We start from the raw sequence: 17,795 nt of genomic DNA on the forward strand, positions 1-17,795 counted from the left end.
CCGTTCGCAAGCTATGCCGCACCGCAACGTTCGCATCGGTGAAAATATTCCCGCCGCGAAACATATTTTGGCCTTTGCCCAGACGCTGAAGGGCGGCGGGGTCGAGCGCGCGCTGATGCGCCTGTCGCGCGGATGGATCGGCGCCGGGCGCCGCGTCACCCTGGTGATCGGCAACACGGAGGGGCCGCTCGCGCAGGAATTGCCCGAGGGCGTGACGGTCCGGCATCTTCACAATGGCGACTACGGTTCACTCGTGCGGGAGGTTCCCGCGGCGGTGCGCGACACGAGTCCCGATCTGATCTTCTGCCCCGGCAATCATTACACCAGTGTTGCGGGATATTGCAGAGTGCGGTTGGGCCGCGATTGCCCGCCGATCGTCGGCAAGGTCTCGAACGCGCTCGTGCGCCCGGATCACCATCCCGCGCTCGCCTGGGGCTATCGCCGCTGGCTGGGCGCGCATCGCTGGTTCCTCGACCATGTCGTGGCGATGACGCGCGCGATGGCGGCCGAGGCGATGCGCGAGATGGGCTTCGCGCGCGATCGGGTCAGCGTGATCGCCAATCCGCTCGCCACCTCGATGCCCGGCGCGGTGCCGATAGCGCTGCCACAGGGCCGCTTCGTGCTCGGCGTCGGCCGGCTCGAGGCGCAGAAGCGCTGGGACCGGCTGATCGCGGCGATGCCCCTGCTCGACGACAGCGAGGCGCGGCTGCTGATCCTCGGCGAGGGGCGGCTGCACGGGATGCTGGAGGCGCAGGCCGCGCAGCTGGGCATCAGCGAGCGCGTCTGGCTGCCAGGCCATGCCGCCGATCCGCTGCCCGCGGTGCAAAAGGCCGCGGTGCTCGCGCTGACCAGCGAGTTCGAGGGCGTGCCCGGGGTGATCCGCGAGGCGCTGGCGCTCGGCACGCCGGTGGTCTCGACCGATTCGAGCGTCGCGGTGCGCGAGCTGATCGAGGTGCCGGCGCAGGGCGACGTGGTCGCGCGCGGCGATCAGGCGGCGCTGGTCGCGGCGCTCAACCGCTGGCTCGCGCCCGGTGCCGTCCGGCCCCAGCCGACCGGCGACAATGGCGGCGGCGACCCGGTGACCGACTATCTCGACCTGTTCGACCGGGTGACGGCTCAGCGCCGCGCGGCGTAACGCAAGCCCAGCCACAAGGTGCGCGGAGTGGCGCGCTCGACGATTCCCGGGCCGCTGATCCCCGCCTCGACACGCGCATCGAACAGATTCTCGCCACGCGCTTCGAGGCTCAAATCGCGGGCGAGCGGCAGGCGCAGCGCCGCGTCCACCGTGAAGGCCGGCGCGAGGCGACGGAGATTCTGATCGTCCTCATATTGCGCATCGGTCAGCCGAGCAGTGAGCGAGGCGCCCCAATGGCCGCGATGCCAGCCCAGGGTCGCCGAGCCCTGGTTGCGCGGGGTCTGGGCGGGGCGCAGGCCGTCGAGCGGGGCGGCGAGGCCCGAGGCGCGGACGCGCGAATCGGCGAGCGACCAGGAGGCGGAAAGGCTGACCTCGCCCGCCGTATAGCGCGCATCGGCCTCGATCCCCCTGGCCTCGACCGCGTCGAGATTCTCGCGCCGGCGGAACACCCCCGCCGCCGAGACGAAGCCCACGCCCGGAAAGGTGCCGGGGCCATTGGCGATGGTCACGTTGGCGATCGCGCCGTCGAGACGGCTCCAATAGGCGGTCGCCGACAGGGTGAAATCGGCGGAGGGGTTCAGGTCGATTCCGGCTTCCGCACCGGTCAGCCGCTCGGGATCGAGCGCGGCATTGGCGGCGGTGGCGTCGGCACCGACGCGGAAGGGACGGTAGAGCTCGTTGAGCGTCGGCAGCCGCCAGCCGCGATAGGCGGCGGCGCGCAGCGTGGCAGGGCCGGTGCGCAGCGCGGCGCCGATTCGCCCGGTCGCCTCCCAGCCGGTGCGATCGGGGAAGGCGCTGTTGGTCAGCGCCGCACCGCCCGCGAGCGGGGTTTCGAGCAGGTGCCCGCCGGCGATCGACCAATGATCGATCCGCCCGCCGAGATTGAACGTGAGCGCGCCCGATTCGAAACTGGCATCGGCGAACCCGCCGAGCGTGGTGCTGCGCCCGCCCGCCTCGCGGCGGCGGGTGGGCAGCCCGGCGACATAGGTGAACAGCTCCTGCGTGCGGCCCGAGACGGCGCGCGCGTCCATACCGAGGCGCAGGCTGATGCCGCCCCCGACCGGCGGGGCGATCTCGATCCGGCCGCCGATCCCGGTGGCGGGGACGCTATACTGGTCGAGCGTGGGCGTGGCGGCGGTGCGCGCGTCGTTGACGCTGGCGAAGCCGCTGCCGAAATCGCGCGCCTGGAGCCAGGCGAGCGCCGACCAGCCCCAGCGCCCGCGCGACACGATCCGCACGCTGGCATCGGCGCCGTCGCTGCGGATCGCGGTGAAGGGCACGCCCCGGTCGCGCCGGTCGCGAAAGGCCGAGACGTTCGCCTGAAGCTCGGGCCCGCCCAGATCGACGGCCGCGCGGACGGCGCCGCTCATCTGTTCATAGGGCGCGGCGCGGTCGATGGGGCCGCGGTCCTCGGCGGCGATCGGCACGAAGCCGTCGCCGCGGGCATATTGCGCCGCGGCGGTGAAGAAGCCCGAGCCGAGATCGGCCGATCCGACGAGGCTCGCATCGATACTGTCGCGGCTGCCATAGGCGAGGCTGGCGGTGAGCGGACCGAGCTCGCGGGGGCTGCCGCTGGTCAGCTCGATCGTCCCGGCGAGCGCCCCGGGCCCGGCATAGCCGCTCCCCCCGCCGCGGGTGACGCGGACCGAGCCGAGCCGTTCGGGCATATAGGCCGGGAAGGCGACCCAGCCGCCGAACGGATCGGCCTGGGGCACCCCGTCGAGGATCAGCAGCGCCCGGCTCGACGCATTGCCCCCCAGGCCGCGGAGCGTGATCCCCTGGCTGGTCGGATGCGCCGAACGCGAATCCGAACGGCGGAACGAGGCGATCCCGGCGGCGTCGCGCAACGCGTCTTCGAGGCGGTTCGAGGCGGTACCGGTGAGGCGCGTGCGGTCGATGGTGGTGTTGGCGTAGGCAGCCTCGCCGGGCGGGGCGTCGAGTCCGCGGCCGGTGACGACGATCTCGTCGGTTTCCTGCGCAAAGGCGGGGAGCGGGAGGAGAAGGGCCATGAAAAACACGGTTCCCCGGAACCATGGTTTCATACCGATGCGACCCGGTCCGGATGCGCCGCCGCGAAAGCCGGGAGCGCGGTCGCCGCCGCGTCCGCCGCCACCAGCCTGGGATAGTCCCCCAACGGCGTATCGAAGCGGCGCGCGTTGAACATTTGCGGCACGAGGAACAGATCGGCGATGTTCGGCGCCTCGCCCCCGAGGAACGGGCCGTCCCCCGCCATCGCCTCGAGCGCGGCGAAGCCCTCGGCGATCCAGTGGCGGGTCCAGTCGCCGCGCCTGGCTTCGTCCACGTCGAGCTCGTGCGCGAGATAGCGCATCACGCGCAGATTGTTGATCGGGTGGATATCCATCCCCACCGCCAGCGCCTGCGCCAGCGCGTGCGCGCGCGCCGCGGGCTCGGCCGGGATCAGCCGCGGTTCGGGATGGGCGTTGTCGAGCCAGTCGATGATCGCAAGGCTCTGGGTCAGCACCATCCCGTCCACCTCGAGCGCGGGCACCAGCCCCTGCGGGTTGAGCGCGAGATGCGCGGGGCTCCGCTGTGCGTTTTCGAGCAATTTCACCTCGTGCCGCTCGTACGGCAGCCCCTTGAGGTTCAGCGCGATGCGGACGCGGTACGCCGCCGAGGAGCGGAAATAGTCATGGAGCAGCATCGGGGGCCTCGTCGCGCTTCTTCCACCGCGATTTGCGCTCGGAGCGCGCCCCGGCCTTGGCCGCGCGCTCCGATTCGCGTTCGAGCGCGACCTTGATCATCGCGACCATCGGATCGGCCAGCGCCAGCCCCAGCACCCCGAACAAGGTGCTCGCCAGGATCTGCGCCGACAGCGTCAGCGCGGGCGGCAGATCGACGGTGCGCCTGGCGACCAGCGGGATCAGCACATAGCCGTCAAAGGTCTGTACCCCGAAATAGATGGCGATCGCCCAGAAGCCCTGGTCGGTCCCCGCGCTGAACCCCACCGAGACCATCAGCACGCCCGAAACGAACGCGCCGATATTGGGGACGAAGGCGAGGATGCCGGTGATGATCCCGAGCAGCAGCGCCATCGGCACGCCCGCGATCCCCAGCAAAATCCCCGTCAGCACGCCTTCGAACAGCATGCCGAGCAGCCGCCCCGCAAGCAGCACCCGGAGCGTCCGCGCCATTCGGGCGAGGGTCACCGCGAACTCGTCGCGCGCGCCCATCGGCACCATCCATTGCAGCCCGCGTTCGTAGAGCCGCGGCTCGATCGCGATGAACAGGCCGATCGTCATCACCATGATCAGGCTTCCGACCGCGCCGAGCACGGTCCCCACCGCCGAGGTAAGCCGCCCGACCGATCCCAGGGCCTGTTGCGCCATCCCCGTGAGGTCGGAGGCGCCGGGGGTGAATCCCAGGCTGGTGATGAAGGTGGTGACGCGGCTGGTCTGGTCGTTGAGCCGGCCGCGCAATTCCTCGATCTGCTGCGCGATCTGGATGCCGGTGAGATAGAAGATGCCCGAAACGAAGGCGATCACCAGCACCACGACGATCAGCAGCCGCAGCCAGCGCGGCAGGAAAGGCAGCCCGCGCCCGATCAGCCGCACGCCGCCGTCGAGCATCGAGGCGAAGACCAATCCGCCGAAGATGATGAGAAGCGGCTGGACCAGCAGCACCACCAGCGCCATCGCCGCACCGACCCCGAACCAGACGCTCGCCTTGCGCAGTTCGGCGCGGAGCACCGGATCGCGCATCTCGTTGGGACCGGGCTCGTGGACCACCGCGACGGCTTCGCGCGCGGCGTCCTCGGTGCCCGCGTCGCTCACTTGGCGGGTTGATCCTGGGGCGCGCGCTCGGGATGGAGCGAGGCGCCGGCGCGGCCGGGGCGGAACGAGCGGAACCAGCTCGCCGGGTTCCACCCCGCGCTGCCGTCGAGCGAGAAGGTGATGAACTCGGCGCGCCCGCCGATATTCTCCCACGGCACCGGCCCGCCCAGCCCGTCATTGAGCGTCGAATAGCGGCTGTCGGCGCTGTGATCGCGATTGTCGCCCATCAGGAAGACCGTTCCCTTCGGCACGCGGCGTTCGGCATAATTGTCGCCGGTGCTCATCCCCACGCCCAGATCGATCGTGTCGTAGGAGACGCCGTTGGGCAAGGTCTCGCGATAGATGGGCAGGCGGCAATATTTGCGGCCATTGGCGCCGATCGTCAGCGCGCCGGGATATTCGTCTGGCTTGCACTGGGTGTTGGTATCGACCGGGATCATCCGGAAGCCGAGCGGCTCGCGCGGCACCGCGACATCGTTGATATAGACCACGCCCGCGGTCACCCGGATGCGGTCACCCGGCAGCCCGATCACGCGCTTGATATAATCGGTGTCCTTCCCCGGCGGCGTGACGATCACGACATCGCCGCGCTCGGGCAGCCGGCCGAGCAGGCGGCCGTGCATGAAGGGCAGCAGATGGAAGGTCGGGGTGACGAACGAATAGCCATAGGGATATTTGGTCACGACCAGCCGGTCGCCCACCAGCAGGCCCGGCATCATCGATTCGGACGGGATGTAGAAGGGCTTGGCGATCAGCGAGTGGAAGCCGAGCACCGCGACGACCAGCCAGAAGATGCCGCGCACCTCCGCCCACCAATCGGTGCGGCGCGGCTCGTCCTCGATCTCGAACGGCAAGGCTTCGGCGTCGGTGGCCATCACTTGTCCCAAACTCTCACTCGCTCGGCAGCGCTTCGATGACCACAAACGCCATCGCCCATGGATGATCGTCGGTGAGCGTCAGATGAACCTTCGCGGCATGGCCAACGGGCACGAGCGCGTCGAGCCGCTCCCGCGCGCCGCCCGTCAGCGCCAGCGTCGGCGCTCCCGAGGGCGAATTGACCACACCGATGTCCTTCATGAACACGCCTGCCTTGAACCCCGTTCCCACCGCCTTCGAAAAGGCTTCCTTGGCGGCGAACCTTTTCGCGAGCGTCCCCGCCTTGGTGTGCGGCCGCCGCGCGGCCTTCCTTAGCTCGATTTCGGTAAAGACGCGGTTCTCGAATCGAGTCCCGAAACGGTCCAGCGAGTTCTGGATCCGCTCGATGTTGCACAGGTCGGAGCCCATGCCGATGATCATGTGCCCCACTCCAGCGTGGCGAACAGCATCGCGAACGACGCGACCGGCGCACCGAATAACAGCAGCACCCAGCGCTGGGGCAGACCGCCGCGCAGCTGGATGCGCCAGGCAAGCGTGATCATCGCCGCGCCGATCAGGAAGACCGGCAGCTTGCCCGTGACCAGCGCGGCCGGAAGCGATGCGAGCCGGATCACCGCGAATGCCGAAAGCAGGGCGGGGCCCCAGAACCAGAGGTCCTTGCGCTTCATCCGCGCGCGCCGCTCACCTGGCGGCGTCCATCAGCGCGCGCATCCGCTGCACCACCGGCGCGAGACCGTCGAAGATCGCCTCGCCGATCAGGAAATGGCCGATATTGAGCTCGGCGAGCTGCGGGATCGCAGCGATGGGGACGACATTGTCGAAGGTCAGCCCATGCCCCGCATGCGGCTCGAGCCCCGCCTTGACGGCGAGCGCGGCGGCATCGGCGATGCGCTTGAGCTCCTCGGCGCGGGCGCTTTCATCGAGCTCGCAATAGCGGCCGGTATGGACCTCGATCACCGGCGCGCGCAGGCGCAGTGCCGCGTCGATCTGGCGCTCGTCGGGCTCGATGAACAGCGAGACGCGGCAGCCGGCGTCGAGCAGCTTGGCGACCATCGGCGCGAGGTGGTTGTGCTGCCCCGCGGCGTCGAGCCCGCCCTCGGTCGTGCGCTCTTCGCGCTTTTCGGGGACGATGCACACGGCGTGCGGACGGTGGCGCAGCGCGATCGCCAGCATCTCCTCGGTCGCCGCCATTTCGAGGTTGAGCGGGATCGTCAGCTCGGCCGAAAGCCGCGCGATATCCTCGTCGGTGATGTGGCGCCGGTCTTCGCGCAGATGCGCGGTGATGCCATCGGCGCCCGCCTCCGCGGCCAACAGGGCGGCGCGCACCGGATCGGGATAGCCGCTCCCGCGCGCGTTCCTGACGGTCGCGACGTGATCGATATTCACGCCAAGGCGAAGCCTGCTCACGCCGCCACCCGGCTCCCCGGCTTGACCGCGGGGATCGCCGCCAGCTCGGGCGGGAGCGCGTCAGCGGGATAGGCGGGAATGTCGAGCTGGGCGAGGCTCACCAGCGGAATGCCGACATCGGCCTTGCCGCCCGAACGATCGACGATGCAGGCCAGCCCGAGCAGCTCTCCGGGATATTCGCGGATCGCCGCGATGCATTCGCGCGAGCTGAGCCCGGTCGTCACCAGATCCTCGACCACCACGATCCGCTGGCCTGCATGGATCTCGAATCCGCGGCGCAACTGGAATTCGCCGTCGACGCGCTCGACGAACACTGCCTTGCAGCCGAGCGCGCGGGCGGTTTCGTATCCGGGGACGATCCCGCCGATCGCGGGCGAGACCACCAGATCGACCTGGCCGAACGATTCGCGGATCACCTCGGCGAGCGCGCGGCACACCCGCTCGGTGCGCACGGGATCCTCGAAGATGCGCATCTTCTGCAGGAACACCGGCGAGCGCAGCCCCGAGGAGAGGATGAAATGCCCCTCGAGCAGCGCGCCCGCGTCACGGAATTCGTCGAGAATTTCCTGGCCTCTCACGCTGACTCCCGGGGTTGGTTAGGGCGCGTGTCACTTAGGCGCGGTGTGGCCCCGCCGCAACGGGAAGCGATTCCCAACTCAAAAACCTGTTGAGAACGGGGTTGAGCGGCGTATAGGCCCCTGCCATTGGCTTCATTCCTGCCTCCGGCGCTCCTGAACAGGGTAAAAACAGACGATGCGCATCCTTGGGTTGACCACGATTGCCTTGGCGGCGGGACTGGCGTTCGCCACGCCCGGCCACGCCCAGGCGCCTACGCAACCGGCGCCGACGGCCGCCGCGCCGGCGGCTGACGCCACGCTGGCAGCGCCCGGCGCTGAAGCGGCGAAGCTCGCCAAGCCCGCCGACCCCACGCTCAACCCGGACGGTTCGCACAAGACCGGGCCGAAGCCCGGCATCGGCCAGCCGGTCGATCGCGAGATCGGGCTCCAGCCGCAGGTTTCGCCCAACGGCCGCGAGGCGCTGAAATTCCACAATTGGGTGCTGTTCCCGCTGATCACGGTGATTTCGCTCTTCGTGCTGGCGCTGCTGCTGTGGGTGATGGTCCGCTATCGCCGCGCCGCGAATCCGGTGCCGTCGCGGACCTCGCACAACACCGCGATCGAAGTGATCTGGACGCTGGTGCCGGTGCTGATCCTGGTCGCGATCGCGGTCCCCTCGATCCGGCTGCTCGCGCACCAGTTCACCCCTGCCCCCGACAATGCGATCACCCTCAAGGCGATCGGCAACCAATGGTATTGGTCGTACGAATATCCCGATCACGGGGTCAGCTTCGACGCCAACCTGCTCAAGGAAAAGGGCCAGCAGGAGCCCGGCCAGCGCTATCGCACCGATGTCGACGGGCCCCGCCTGCTTGCGACCGACAACCGCGTCGTGGTGCCGGTCGGCGTGCCGATCCGGCTGATCACCACCGCGACCGACGTGATCCACAGCTGGGCGCTTCCCGCCGCCTGGATCAAGCTCGATGCCGTGCCGGGCCGTCTCAACGAGACGAGCTTCATCATCGACACGCCGGGCGTCTATTACGGCCAGTGCTCCGAACTGTGCGGCGCGCGCCACGGCTATATGCCGATCACGGTCGAAGCGGTTTCGCCCGAAGTGTTCGCGGCCTGGGTCGCCTCGAAGGGCGGCCACATGCCCGAAGCCAACAAACCGAGCGCCGCAGCGCCCGCCCAGCCGGGCAGCGACAAGGCCGACGACACAGCGACCCCCGCCAATGGCGCGGGCCCGGTCGAGAACGTAACCGCCACGCCGGCGACCACCAATCAGGCCGCGACCGCGAACCCGGGCGCAGGGAACCACTAAGATGACCGATATCGCTCTCGACCATGGCGCCGCGCATGACGATCACGCGCACCACGACGCCGATCACAAGCCGGGCTTCTTCGTCCGCTGGTTCATGTCGACGAACCACAAGGACATCGGCACGCTCTACCTGATCTTCGCGATCATCGCGGGCATCATCGGCGGCGGAATCTCGGGCATGATGCGCCTCGAGCTCGCGCATCCGGGCCTCCAGTATCTCGGGGCGTGGTACGAATTCCTGCACGGGCCCGGCAAGTTCGACGATGCCACCGAATTCTGGAACGTGCTGATCACCGCGCACGGCCTGATCATGGTGTTCTTCATGGTGATGCCGGCGATGATCGGCGGGTTCGGCAACTGGTTCGTGCCCATCATGATCGGCGCGCCGGACATGGCCTTCCCGCGCATGAACAACATCTCGTTCTGGCTGCTGATCCCCAGCTTCTCGCTGCTCCTCGCCTCGCCCTTCTTCGGTGGCGCGGGCACCGGCTGGACGGTCTATGCGCCGCTTTCGACCAGCGGCTCGCACGGGCCCGCGGTCGACATGGCGATCCTCTCGCTCCACCTTGCGGGCGCATCGTCGATCCTCGGCGCGATCAACTTCATCACGACGATCTTCAACATGCGCGCGCCGGGCATGACGCTGCACAAGATGCCGCTGTTCGTCTGGTCGATCCTGGTGACCGCCTTCCTGCTGCTGCTGGCGCTGCCGGTGCTGGCGGCCGCGATCACGATGCTGCTCACCGACCGCAACTTCCACACCGCCTTCTACGATGCGTCGGGCGGCGGCGATCCGATCCTCTACCAGCATCTGTTCTGGTTCTTCGGCCACCCGGAAGTCTACATCATGATCCTGCCGGGCTTCGGCATGGTCAGCCAGATCGTCGCGACCTTCAGCCGCAAGCCGGTGTTCGGCTATCTCGGCATGGCGTACGCGATGGTCGCAATCGGCGTGGTCGGCTTCATCGTGTGGGCGCACCACATGTTCACCACGGGCATGAGCGTGCAGGTGAAGATGTACTTCACCGCCGCGACGATGGTGATCGCGGTGCCCACCGGTGTGAAGATCTTCTCCTGGATCGCCACCATGTGGGGCGGATCGATGAGCTTCAAGACGCCGATGGTGTGGGCGCTGGGCTTCATCTTCATGTTCACCGTGGGCGGCGTGACCGGCGTGGTGCTCGCCAATGGCGGCGTCGACGACTTCATGCAGGACACCTATTACGTCGTCGCGCACTTCCACTATGTGCTGTCGCTCGGCGCGGTGTTCTCGCTGTTCGCCGGCTTCTATTACTGGTTCCCGAAGATGACGGGCCGGATGTACAACGAGCTGCTCGGCCAGCTCCACTTCTGGATCTTCTTCATCGGCGTGAACGTGCTGTTCTTCCCGATGCACTTCCTGGGCGCCCAGGGCATGCCGCGCCGCATGCCGGACTATCCGGACGCCCAGGCCTATTGGAACCTGATCGCGAGCTGGGGCTATGCGATCATGGGCGTCGGCATGGTCTTCTTCTTCGTCAACATCTTCTGGTCGATGTTCAAGGGCGAGAAGGCGGGCGACAACCCTTGGGGCGAAGGCGCGACCACGCTCGAATGGACGCTGTCGAGCCCCCCGCCCTACCACCAGTTCGACACGCTCCCGGTGATCGAGGATTCGCATCACCACTGAGCGCAGCGCTCAGGCTGAGAACGAAGCGCCCCGGGGGAAACTCCGGGGCGTTTTCGTTTTTCGGGGCCAGCGCGCTATGCAGGTGGTCCGATGATTTCGCTTGCGGGGCGGCGGGATGCACTACGTCACATTGTACGACGCTTCCGAACACGCCTTTGAAAACTGGTGGGTGATCGGCTTTGGCCTGATCTTCGTGGGTATCGGCGCAGTGCTGGTGTTCGCGCCGGGCCTCGTCGCGGCTTTCACCCGCCGGCCGCGCGGCCCCTTGTTTGGCTGGTTCTTCCTCCTGTTCTCGATCTTCTGGACAGGGGCCGCAGCCATGTCGGTACTCGGTCACGATGGCGAAATCGCCGGACACGCCAAGCGGCACGAGTGCGCAACGGTCGCGGGCCGCGTCCAGAACTTCCATCCGGCGCCCTACGAGGGGCATGATCTCGAATCGTTCGATGTCGCCGACGAGCATTTCGACTATTCGGACTTCGTCGCCACCGCCGCGTTCCACACCAGCGCATCGCATGGCGGCCCGATCCGCGACGGGCTGCAGGTCCGCATCTGCCACCGCAACGGGGTTATTCTGATCCTCGAGGCGGCGCGCTGACGGGGGCCTCTTCCCCGACCGCCTCCCTCCCCCTATAGCGCCCGCATCATGTCCTCCGCGTCCACGCTTGTCCCCACCGCCCTCCCCGCCGACTGGCGCGATTTCCTCGCGCTGACCAAGCCGCGGGTGATGACGCTGGTCGTGTTCACCGGGCTGTGCGGCCTGCTCGCGGCGCCCGTCACCATCCACCCCGTGCTCGGCTTCACCGCGATCCTGTGCATCGCATTGGGCGCGGGCGCGGCCGGGGCGCTCAACCAATGGTATGAGAGCGATATCGACGCGGTGATGAAGCGCACCGCCAGGCGCCCGCTGCCCGCTGGGCGGATGGACCGCCAATCGGCGCTGCATTTCGGCGTGGGGCTCGCCGCCTTCTCGGTGATCCTGATGTATTTCGCGATCAACCTGGTCGCCGCGGCGATCCTGGCGGTGTCGATCCTGTTCTACGTCTTCGTCTACACCATCTGGCTCAAGCGCCGGACGCCGCAGAACATCGTCATCGGCGGTGCCGCGGGGGCCTTCCCGCCGATGATCGGCTGGGCGGCGGCGACGGGCGATGTGACGCTGATGCCCGTCCTCCTGTTCGCGTTGATCTTCTTGTGGACCCCGCCGCATTTCTGGGCGCTCGCGCTGTTCGTGAAGACCGATTACGCCAATGCCGGGGTGCCGATGCTTCCGGTCGTCGCGGGCGAGCGCAACACGCGGATCCAGATCGGGCTCTACACGCTGCCGATGGCCGCCGCCGCGGTGCTGCCCTGGTGGCTGGGGCTGACCGGCAACCTCTATGGCGTGAGCGCGGTGCTGCTGAGCGCGGTGTTCCTCGGCCTCGCCGCCCATGTCGCGCTGCGCAACTCGGGCGCGGACGACGCGATGCTGCCCGAAAAGCGCCTGTTCAAATATTCGATCCTCTATCTCTTCCTCATGTTCGCCGCGGTGGCGGCCGACCGGTGGTTCGCATGACCGATCTCTCCAAGCCCGAATCCGATGCCATCCGCGCGCGCCAGCGTTCGCGCGCCAGGGTGATGGCGCTGCTGCTCGGCGCGTTCGTCGTCCTCATTTTCGCGATCTCGATCGTCAAGATCCAGCTGGGCTACGGATGATCAGCCGCAACCTTCGCACCGCGCTGCTGGCCGGGGTCGGCGTCTGTTGCATGGGCGGTCTCGGCTTCGCGAGCGTGCCGCTCTACCGCATGTTCTGCGCGGCGACCGGGCTCAACGGCACCACCCAGCGCGGGCTCGAGGCCCCGGGCGCGGTGCAGGGACAGAAGGTGACGGTGGCGTTCGACAGCAACGTCTCGCCCGCGCTCGCCTGGGAGTTCAAGCCCGAGCGCCGGTCCGACCGGATCGATATCGGCGGGCGCGACATGGCCTTTTTCACCGCGAAGAATCTCAGCAGCCAGACGCTCACCGGGACCGCGAGCTTCAACGTGACCCCGGCCCAGGTCGGCAAATATTTCACCAAGATCCAGTGTTTCTGCTTCACCCGCCAGACGCTCAAACCCGGCGAGGAGATACGGATGCCCGTCATCTTCTATGTCGATCCGAAGATCCTCGACGATCCGGATGCGCGCGACGTGAAGGAAATCACGCTTTCCTACACATTTTACCCGGTGGATTCCGCCGAAACCAAGCGCTAGAGCACCCGCAAAGTTACAGACAGGGAAGACCGATGGCCGGAGCCAGGAACCACCAGTATCACATCGTGAACCCCAGCATCTGGCCGTTGTTCGGCGCCATGGCGGCGCTGGCGATGGCCTCGGGCGGGATCATGTGGATGCATTCGGCGCCCAGCGCGGCGTTGGTCTTCTTCGCGGGCGTGGCCGGCGTGCTGATCACCTTCTTCGGCTGGTGGTCGGACGTGATCAAGGAAGCGCATCAGGGCGATCATACGCCCATCGTCCAGCTTCACCTGCGCTACGGCATGATCCTGTTCATCGCCTCGGAAGTCATGTTCTTCGTCGGCTGGTTCTGGGCGTGGTTCGATTTCTCGCTCTTCCCCTCGATGGCCGAGGCCGTGGGCGGCACCTGGCCCCCCAAGGGCATGGAAGTGCTCAACGCCTGGCAGTTCCCGCTGCTCAACACGCTGATCCTGCTCTGCTCGGGCTGCACCATCACCTGGGCGCACCACGCCCTGATCCATGGCCAGCGCGGCGGCGATCTCAAGGGACTGTGGGGCCTGATCGGCGTGGGCGAGAATGACAGCGTCAAGAAGGGCCTGTGGCTCACGATCCTGCTCGGCATCTCGTTCACCTGCTTCCAGGCCTATGAATATGCGGAGGCTCCCTTCCCCTTCAAGGCGACCAGCGAGGGCGGCAGCTCCTATGGCGGCGCCTTCTTCATGGCGACCGGCTTCCACGGCTTCCACGTCATCGTCGGCACGATCTTCCTGATCGTCTGCCTGGTGCGCGTCTATAAGGGCCATTTCACACCGAAGCAGCATTTCGGCTTCGAGGCGGCGGCCTGGTACTGGCATTTCGTCGATGTGGTGTGGCTGTTCCTGTTCGCCTCGGTCTATGTCTGGGGCGGCTGGGGCGCACCGGTCCACGGGGGATAAGTGACTTCCGGCTGGCATCTCGCGCAGTGCAATATCGCGCGGCTGCTGCTGCCCTTTGACGACCCGCGGCTGAGCGAATTCTTCGGCGAGCTCGCCCGCGTCAACGCGATCGCGGACCGGACCCCCGGCTTTGTCTGGCGGCTGCAGGGCGATAGCGGCGACGCGATGGCGCTCGCCCCTACCCCCGATCCCCAGGTCGCGCTCAACATGAGCGTGTGGGAGGATGCCGAATCGCTGTTCGACTTCGTCTATCGCAGCGCGCACACGCCGGTGATGGCGAAGCGGCGGCAATGGATCGAGCCCTGGGCCGGCGCCTATCAGGCCCTGTGGTGGATCGAGGCGGGGACGATCCCGACGATCGACGACGCGCTCGCGCGGCTCTGGCTGATCGACCGTTACGGCCCCACCCCCCGCGCCTTCACCTTCAAGACGCGCTTCCCGGCGCCGGGGATGGGCGGTGCGCCGGTCGATATGAAGCCCGACCCCTGGTGTGCCGGAAACGCCTGATCCCATGACCGAGGTCGCGCCCGCCCAAGCCGCGCTCCGCGGCGTCTGTCCGCGTTGCGGCAAGGGCAAGATGTTCGCGGGCTGGATCGCGTTCGCGAAGACCTGCGCCGATTGCGGCTTCGACTTCACCCGCTTCAATGTCGGCGACGGGCCCGTCGTGTTCCTGACGCTCGGGATCGGCGCGCTGGTGACTTTGCTCGCGGTCAGCGTCGAGCTGGCGTTCGAACCCGGGATCCTGATCCATGCGTTGCTATGGGTGCCGCTGACCGCGGCGCTGGTGATCCTGTGCCTGCGCTTCGCCAAGGGGCTGCTGCTCGCGCTCGAATATAAGAATGCCGCGAGCGAAGGGAGGCTCAAGGAATGAGACTGCCGCGCCTGCCGCTGATCCCCACGGCGATCGTCGCGCTGTGCATCGCCGCGATGATCGCGCTGGGCGTGTGGCAGCTCCAGCGCCGCGCCGAGAAGAACGCCGCGCTCGCCGTCTATGCGCAGAATCTGTCCAAACCCGATATCGATTTCCCGCGGCTGCCGGTTGGCGACGACTATCTCTTCCGGCATGCCAGCGCCTTGTGCCTCGAAGTGGTCGGCTGGCAGACCCAGGGCGGGCGCAGCCGCAAGGGCGGCACGGGCTGGCGCCACATCGCCCAGTGCCGCACCGGCACCGAGGGACCGCTGCTGCTGGTCGATGTCGGCGTCGCGCGCGATCCGAACTTCAAGCCCGTCTGGGGCGGCGGCCCGATCACCGGCACCATCACCCACGCCCCCGATTCGCGCACGCTGATCGGCCAGATCTTCGACCACCGGCCCAAGACGCTGATGCTCGTCGCCGATCTCGCGGCACCGGGGCTCGAGGTGACCGCCAGGCCCGATGTGTCGAGCGTGCCCAACAACCACCTGGCCTACGCGGTGCAATGGTTCCTGTTCGCGGGGGTGGCGGCGGTAATCTACCTGCTGGCGCTGGTTTGGCGCGAGAAGAAGGCTGGCCCGCCTCCGGCTTGACCGGGCGAAAGATTTGGCTCGCTTGCTCCGTCACGCCCCCGCCGCTAACCCGCCCGCATGCGCTACCAGAGCACCCGTGGCACCGCGCCGATCCTCGGCTTTCGTGACGTGACCCTGACGGGGCTCGCCAGCGACGGCGGGCTGTACGTCCCCGAGACCTGGCCGCAGTTCAGCCGCGACGACATCGCCGCGATGGCGGACCTCTCCTATGTCGAGACCGCGGTCCGGGTGATGCTCCCCTTCGTCGGCGAGGACCTCACCGAAGACGAACTCCGCGCGCTCTGCACCCAGGCCTATGGCCGGTTCAGCCATGCCGCGGTGACCCCGCTCGTCCAGCTCGACCACCGCCATTTCCTGCTCGAGCTGTTCCACGGCCCCACCCTCGCCTTCAAGGATGTCGCGCTCCAGCTGCTCGGGCTGCTCTTCGAGAAATTCCTGGCGGGCAGCGCGGAGCCGCTCACCATCGTCGGCGCGACCTCGGGCGATACCGGAAGTGCTGCGATCGATGCGGTCGCGGGGCGGCACGGCGTGGATATCTTCATGCTCCACCCCAAGGGCCGCGTCTCCGACGTCCAGCGGCGGCAGATGACCACGGTGCTCGCCCCCAATGTCCATAATATCGCGCTCGAGGGCGCCAGCTTCGACGACGCGCAGGCGCTGGTGAAGGCGATGTTCAACGATGCGGGCTTCGCGGGGCGCTTCCGGCTGTCGGCGGTCAATTCGATCAACTGGGCGCGGCTGATGGCCCAGATCGTCTATTATTTCTACGCCGCCGTCCGGCTCGGCGCACCCGAGCGCAAGGTCGCCTTCGCGGTGCCGACGGGCAATTTCGGCGACGTGTTCGCGGGCTATGCCGCGGCGCGGATGGGCCTGCCGGTCGAGCGGCTGATCGTCGCGACCAACGTCAACGACATCCTCCACCGCGCGCTTTCCTCGGGCGACTATTCGGCGGGCACCGTCACCCCCACCGCCGCGCCGAGCATGGACATCCAGGTCAGCTCGAACTTCGAGCGGCTGTTGTTCGACGCGGGCGGGCGCGACGGCGGCGCGCTCGCGGCGCAGATGCGCGGGTTCGAAGCGTCCAGGGCGATGCGCCTCACCAACGCGCAGCAGACCAACGCCGCCGAAATCTTCGCCAGCGACCGCATCGACGCGGGCGAGATGGCGCAGGCGATGCTCTGGGCGAGCCAATCGGGCGAGACGATCGACCCGCACACCGCGATCGGCCTCGCCGCCGCGCGGCGGGCCGAGGTGCAGGGGCCGGTGGTCACGCTCGCCACCGCCCACCCGGCCAAGTTCCGCGACGCGGTCGAGCGTGCCACCGGCCTGCGCCCCGCGCTGCCGGCGCGCCTCGCCGACCTGTTCGACCGCGAGGAGCGCTACGACACCCTCCCGGGCAGTTTCGATGCCGTCACCGCCTATATCGCCGAGCGCGCCCAACCCCGCTAAGGGGGTCCGCATGAACCTCGTCACCCTCACCGGCGAACCCTGGGCGGACTATGGCCTGATCGACTCGGGCCATGGCCGCAAGCTCGAGCGCTATGGCGATTACCGCTTCATCCGGCCCGAGCCCCAGGCCATGTGGGCGCCCGCGAGCGAGCAGTGGGACGCGCATGGCGAGTTCATCCCCGCCCCGGACGACGAGGGCGGCGGTCGCTGGCATTTCACCAAGCCTGTCCCGCGCGAGGGTTGGCCGTTGTCGTGGCGCGAGGTGCGCTTCACCGCCCAGACCACCCCCTTCCGCCATCTCGGCTTCTTCCCCGACATGGCGCCCGTCTGGGACTGGATGCGCGAGCGGCTCGAGGGCGTCGAAGCGCCCGAATGCATGAACCTGTTCGGCTATACCGGCGTCGGCACGCTCGCGCTGGCCGCCAAGGGCGCCAAGGTCACCCATGTCGATGCGTCCAAGAAATCGGTCGCCGAGGGCAAGGCCAATGCCGCGCTGTCGGGGATGGAGGACAAGCCGATCCGCTGGATGATCGACGATGCCGGCAAGTTCACCGCGCGCGAGGGGCGGCGCGGGCGGCGCTATGACGGGATCATCCTCGATCCCCCCAAATGGGGCCGCGGGCCCGAGGGCGAGGTGTGGAAGCTCGAGGAGGGCCTGCCCGGCCTGATCGCGGGTTGCCGGGCGTTGCTCGACGCGGAATCGCGCTTCCTGTTCCTGACGGTCTACGCCGTGCGCATGTCCGCGCTGGCGATCGGGGAGCTGGTTCGCCAGCATTTCGCCGACTTGGGCGGAACGGTCGAATGCGGCGAGCTGACGGTGCGCGAGGAAGCGCGCGGGCTCGAACTGCCAACGGCGATCTTTGCGCGGTGGAGCCGCTAAGCCGCGCGCAGCGCGGCTCCCATTCTTCTTCGCGTCTTTGCGTCTTTGCGGAA

At 68.1% G+C, this 17,795-nt stretch carries 21 protein-coding genes; 13 read left to right on the top strand and 8 right to left on the bottom strand.

The window, feature by feature from the left end; all coding sequences use genetic code 11:
- The first annotated feature begins 67 nt into the window (after positions 1-67).
- On the top strand, positions 68-1,135 hold the full coding sequence (locus OF829_RS03940; RefSeq protein ID WP_264938643.1) for a glycosyltransferase: 1,068 nt from the start codon (positions 68-70) through the stop codon (positions 1,133-1,135).
- On the opposite strand, the gene OF829_RS03945 is transcribed toward OF829_RS03940, so the two are convergent.
- The 8 genes from OF829_RS03945 to pyrE all read right to left on the bottom strand — a co-directional run bounded on the left by OF829_RS03945 (position 1,117) and on the right by pyrE (position 7,787).
- The gene (locus OF829_RS03945; RefSeq protein ID WP_264938644.1) at positions 1,117-3,144 is read right to left on the bottom strand and encodes a TonB-dependent receptor; all 2,028 of its coding nucleotides are present in this window, start codon (positions 3,142-3,144) and stop codon (positions 1,117-1,119) included. The genes OF829_RS03940 and OF829_RS03945 overlap by 19 nt on opposite strands.
- 29 nt (positions 3,145-3,173) lie before the next feature.
- Positions 3,174-3,797 (bottom strand): maleylacetoacetate isomerase, encoded by a 624-nt coding sequence (maiA, locus tag OF829_RS03950; protein WP_264938645.1) that lies wholly within the window; start codon positions 3,795-3,797, stop codon positions 3,174-3,176.
- Positions 3,784-4,854, bottom strand: a complete 1,071-nt coding sequence (locus OF829_RS03955) for an AI-2E family transporter (protein ID WP_264938803.1) — start codon at positions 4,852-4,854, stop codon at positions 3,784-3,786. Before OF829_RS03955 ends, maiA begins: the two co-directional genes overlap by 14 nt.
- 68 nt (positions 4,855-4,922) lie before the next feature.
- Positions 4,923-5,801 (bottom strand): signal peptidase I, encoded by an 879-nt coding sequence (gene lepB, locus OF829_RS03960; RefSeq protein WP_264938646.1) that lies wholly within the window; start codon positions 5,799-5,801, stop codon positions 4,923-4,925.
- Positions 5,802-5,817: 16 nt separating this feature from the next.
- On the bottom strand, positions 5,818-6,222 hold the full coding sequence (acpS, locus tag OF829_RS03965; protein ID WP_264938647.1) for a holo-ACP synthase: 405 nt from the start codon (positions 6,220-6,222) through the stop codon (positions 5,818-5,820).
- A complete protein-coding gene (locus OF829_RS03970; RefSeq protein WP_264938648.1) occupies positions 6,219-6,470 on the bottom strand; it encodes a hypothetical protein in 252 nt (83 codons plus the stop codon). Before OF829_RS03970 ends, acpS begins: the two co-directional genes overlap by 4 nt.
- A 13-nt stretch (positions 6,471-6,483) precedes the next feature.
- Positions 6,484-7,209: a pyridoxine 5'-phosphate synthase gene (locus OF829_RS03975; protein WP_264938649.1), complete on the bottom strand. Its 726-nt coding sequence runs from the start codon at positions 7,207-7,209 to the stop codon at positions 6,484-6,486.
- Positions 7,206-7,787, bottom strand: a complete 582-nt coding sequence (gene pyrE, locus OF829_RS03980; protein ID WP_264938650.1) for an orotate phosphoribosyltransferase — start codon at positions 7,785-7,787, stop codon at positions 7,206-7,208. The genes OF829_RS03975 and pyrE overlap by 4 nt, the downstream gene beginning before the upstream one ends.
- Positions 7,788-7,962: 175 nt before the next feature.
- Here pyrE and coxB point away from each other — a divergent pair, with 175 nt between their 5' ends.
- The 12 genes from coxB (at position 7,963) to OF829_RS04040 (ending at position 17,742) form a co-directional block, all read left to right on the top strand.
- Positions 7,963-9,090: a cytochrome c oxidase subunit II gene (gene coxB / locus OF829_RS03985; protein ID WP_264938651.1), complete on the top strand. Its 1,128-nt coding sequence runs from the start codon at positions 7,963-7,965 to the stop codon at positions 9,088-9,090.
- A 1-nt stretch (position 9,091) separates the two neighbouring features.
- Positions 9,092-10,759, top strand: a complete 1,668-nt coding sequence (ctaD, locus tag OF829_RS03990) for a cytochrome c oxidase subunit I (RefSeq protein WP_264938652.1) — start codon at positions 9,092-9,094, stop codon at positions 10,757-10,759.
- 115 nt (positions 10,760-10,874) lie between these two features.
- Positions 10,875-11,357: a hypothetical protein gene (locus tag OF829_RS03995; RefSeq protein WP_264938653.1), complete on the top strand. Its 483-nt coding sequence runs from the start codon at positions 10,875-10,877 to the stop codon at positions 11,355-11,357.
- 48 nt (positions 11,358-11,405) lie between these two features.
- Positions 11,406-12,314 (top strand): heme o synthase, encoded by a 909-nt coding sequence (locus OF829_RS04000; protein ID WP_264938654.1) that lies wholly within the window; start codon positions 11,406-11,408, stop codon positions 12,312-12,314.
- Positions 12,311-12,454, top strand: coding sequence for a hypothetical protein (locus OF829_RS04005; protein ID WP_264938655.1), 144 nt, complete (start codon positions 12,311-12,313; stop codon positions 12,452-12,454). The genes OF829_RS04000 and OF829_RS04005 overlap by 4 nt, the downstream gene beginning before the upstream one ends.
- On the top strand, positions 12,451-12,990 hold the full coding sequence (locus OF829_RS04010; RefSeq protein ID WP_264938656.1) for a cytochrome c oxidase assembly protein: 540 nt from the start codon (positions 12,451-12,453) through the stop codon (positions 12,988-12,990). The genes OF829_RS04005 and OF829_RS04010 overlap by 4 nt, the downstream gene beginning before the upstream one ends.
- A 32-nt stretch (positions 12,991-13,022) precedes the next feature.
- Positions 13,023-13,907: a cytochrome c oxidase subunit 3 gene (locus OF829_RS04015; protein ID WP_264938657.1), complete on the top strand. Its 885-nt coding sequence runs from the start codon at positions 13,023-13,025 to the stop codon at positions 13,905-13,907.
- Positions 13,908-14,414, top strand: a complete 507-nt coding sequence (locus OF829_RS04020; protein WP_264938658.1) for a DUF3291 domain-containing protein — start codon at positions 13,908-13,910, stop codon at positions 14,412-14,414.
- 4 nt (positions 14,415-14,418) lie between these two features.
- A complete protein-coding gene (locus OF829_RS04025; protein WP_264938659.1) occupies positions 14,419-14,778 on the top strand; it encodes a DUF983 domain-containing protein in 360 nt (119 codons plus the stop codon).
- Positions 14,775-15,413: an SURF1 family protein gene (locus OF829_RS04030; protein WP_264938660.1), complete on the top strand. Its 639-nt coding sequence runs from the start codon at positions 14,775-14,777 to the stop codon at positions 15,411-15,413. The genes OF829_RS04025 and OF829_RS04030 overlap by 4 nt, the downstream gene beginning before the upstream one ends.
- A gap of 57 nt (positions 15,414-15,470) precedes the next feature.
- The gene (gene thrC, locus OF829_RS04035) at positions 15,471-16,862 is read left to right on the top strand and encodes a threonine synthase (protein ID WP_264938661.1); all 1,392 of its coding nucleotides are present in this window, start codon (positions 15,471-15,473) and stop codon (positions 16,860-16,862) included.
- A gap of 10 nt (positions 16,863-16,872) precedes the next feature.
- Entirely contained in the window at positions 16,873-17,742 is an 870-nt protein-coding gene (locus OF829_RS04040; RefSeq protein ID WP_264938662.1) for a class I SAM-dependent methyltransferase, read from the top strand.
- The last annotated feature ends 53 nt before the right edge of the window (positions 17,743-17,795 follow it).

The organism is Sphingomonas caeni, assembly GCF_026013415.1.
GTDB classification, from domain to species: Bacteria; Pseudomonadota; Alphaproteobacteria; order Sphingomonadales; family Sphingomonadaceae; genus Sphingomonas; species Sphingomonas caeni.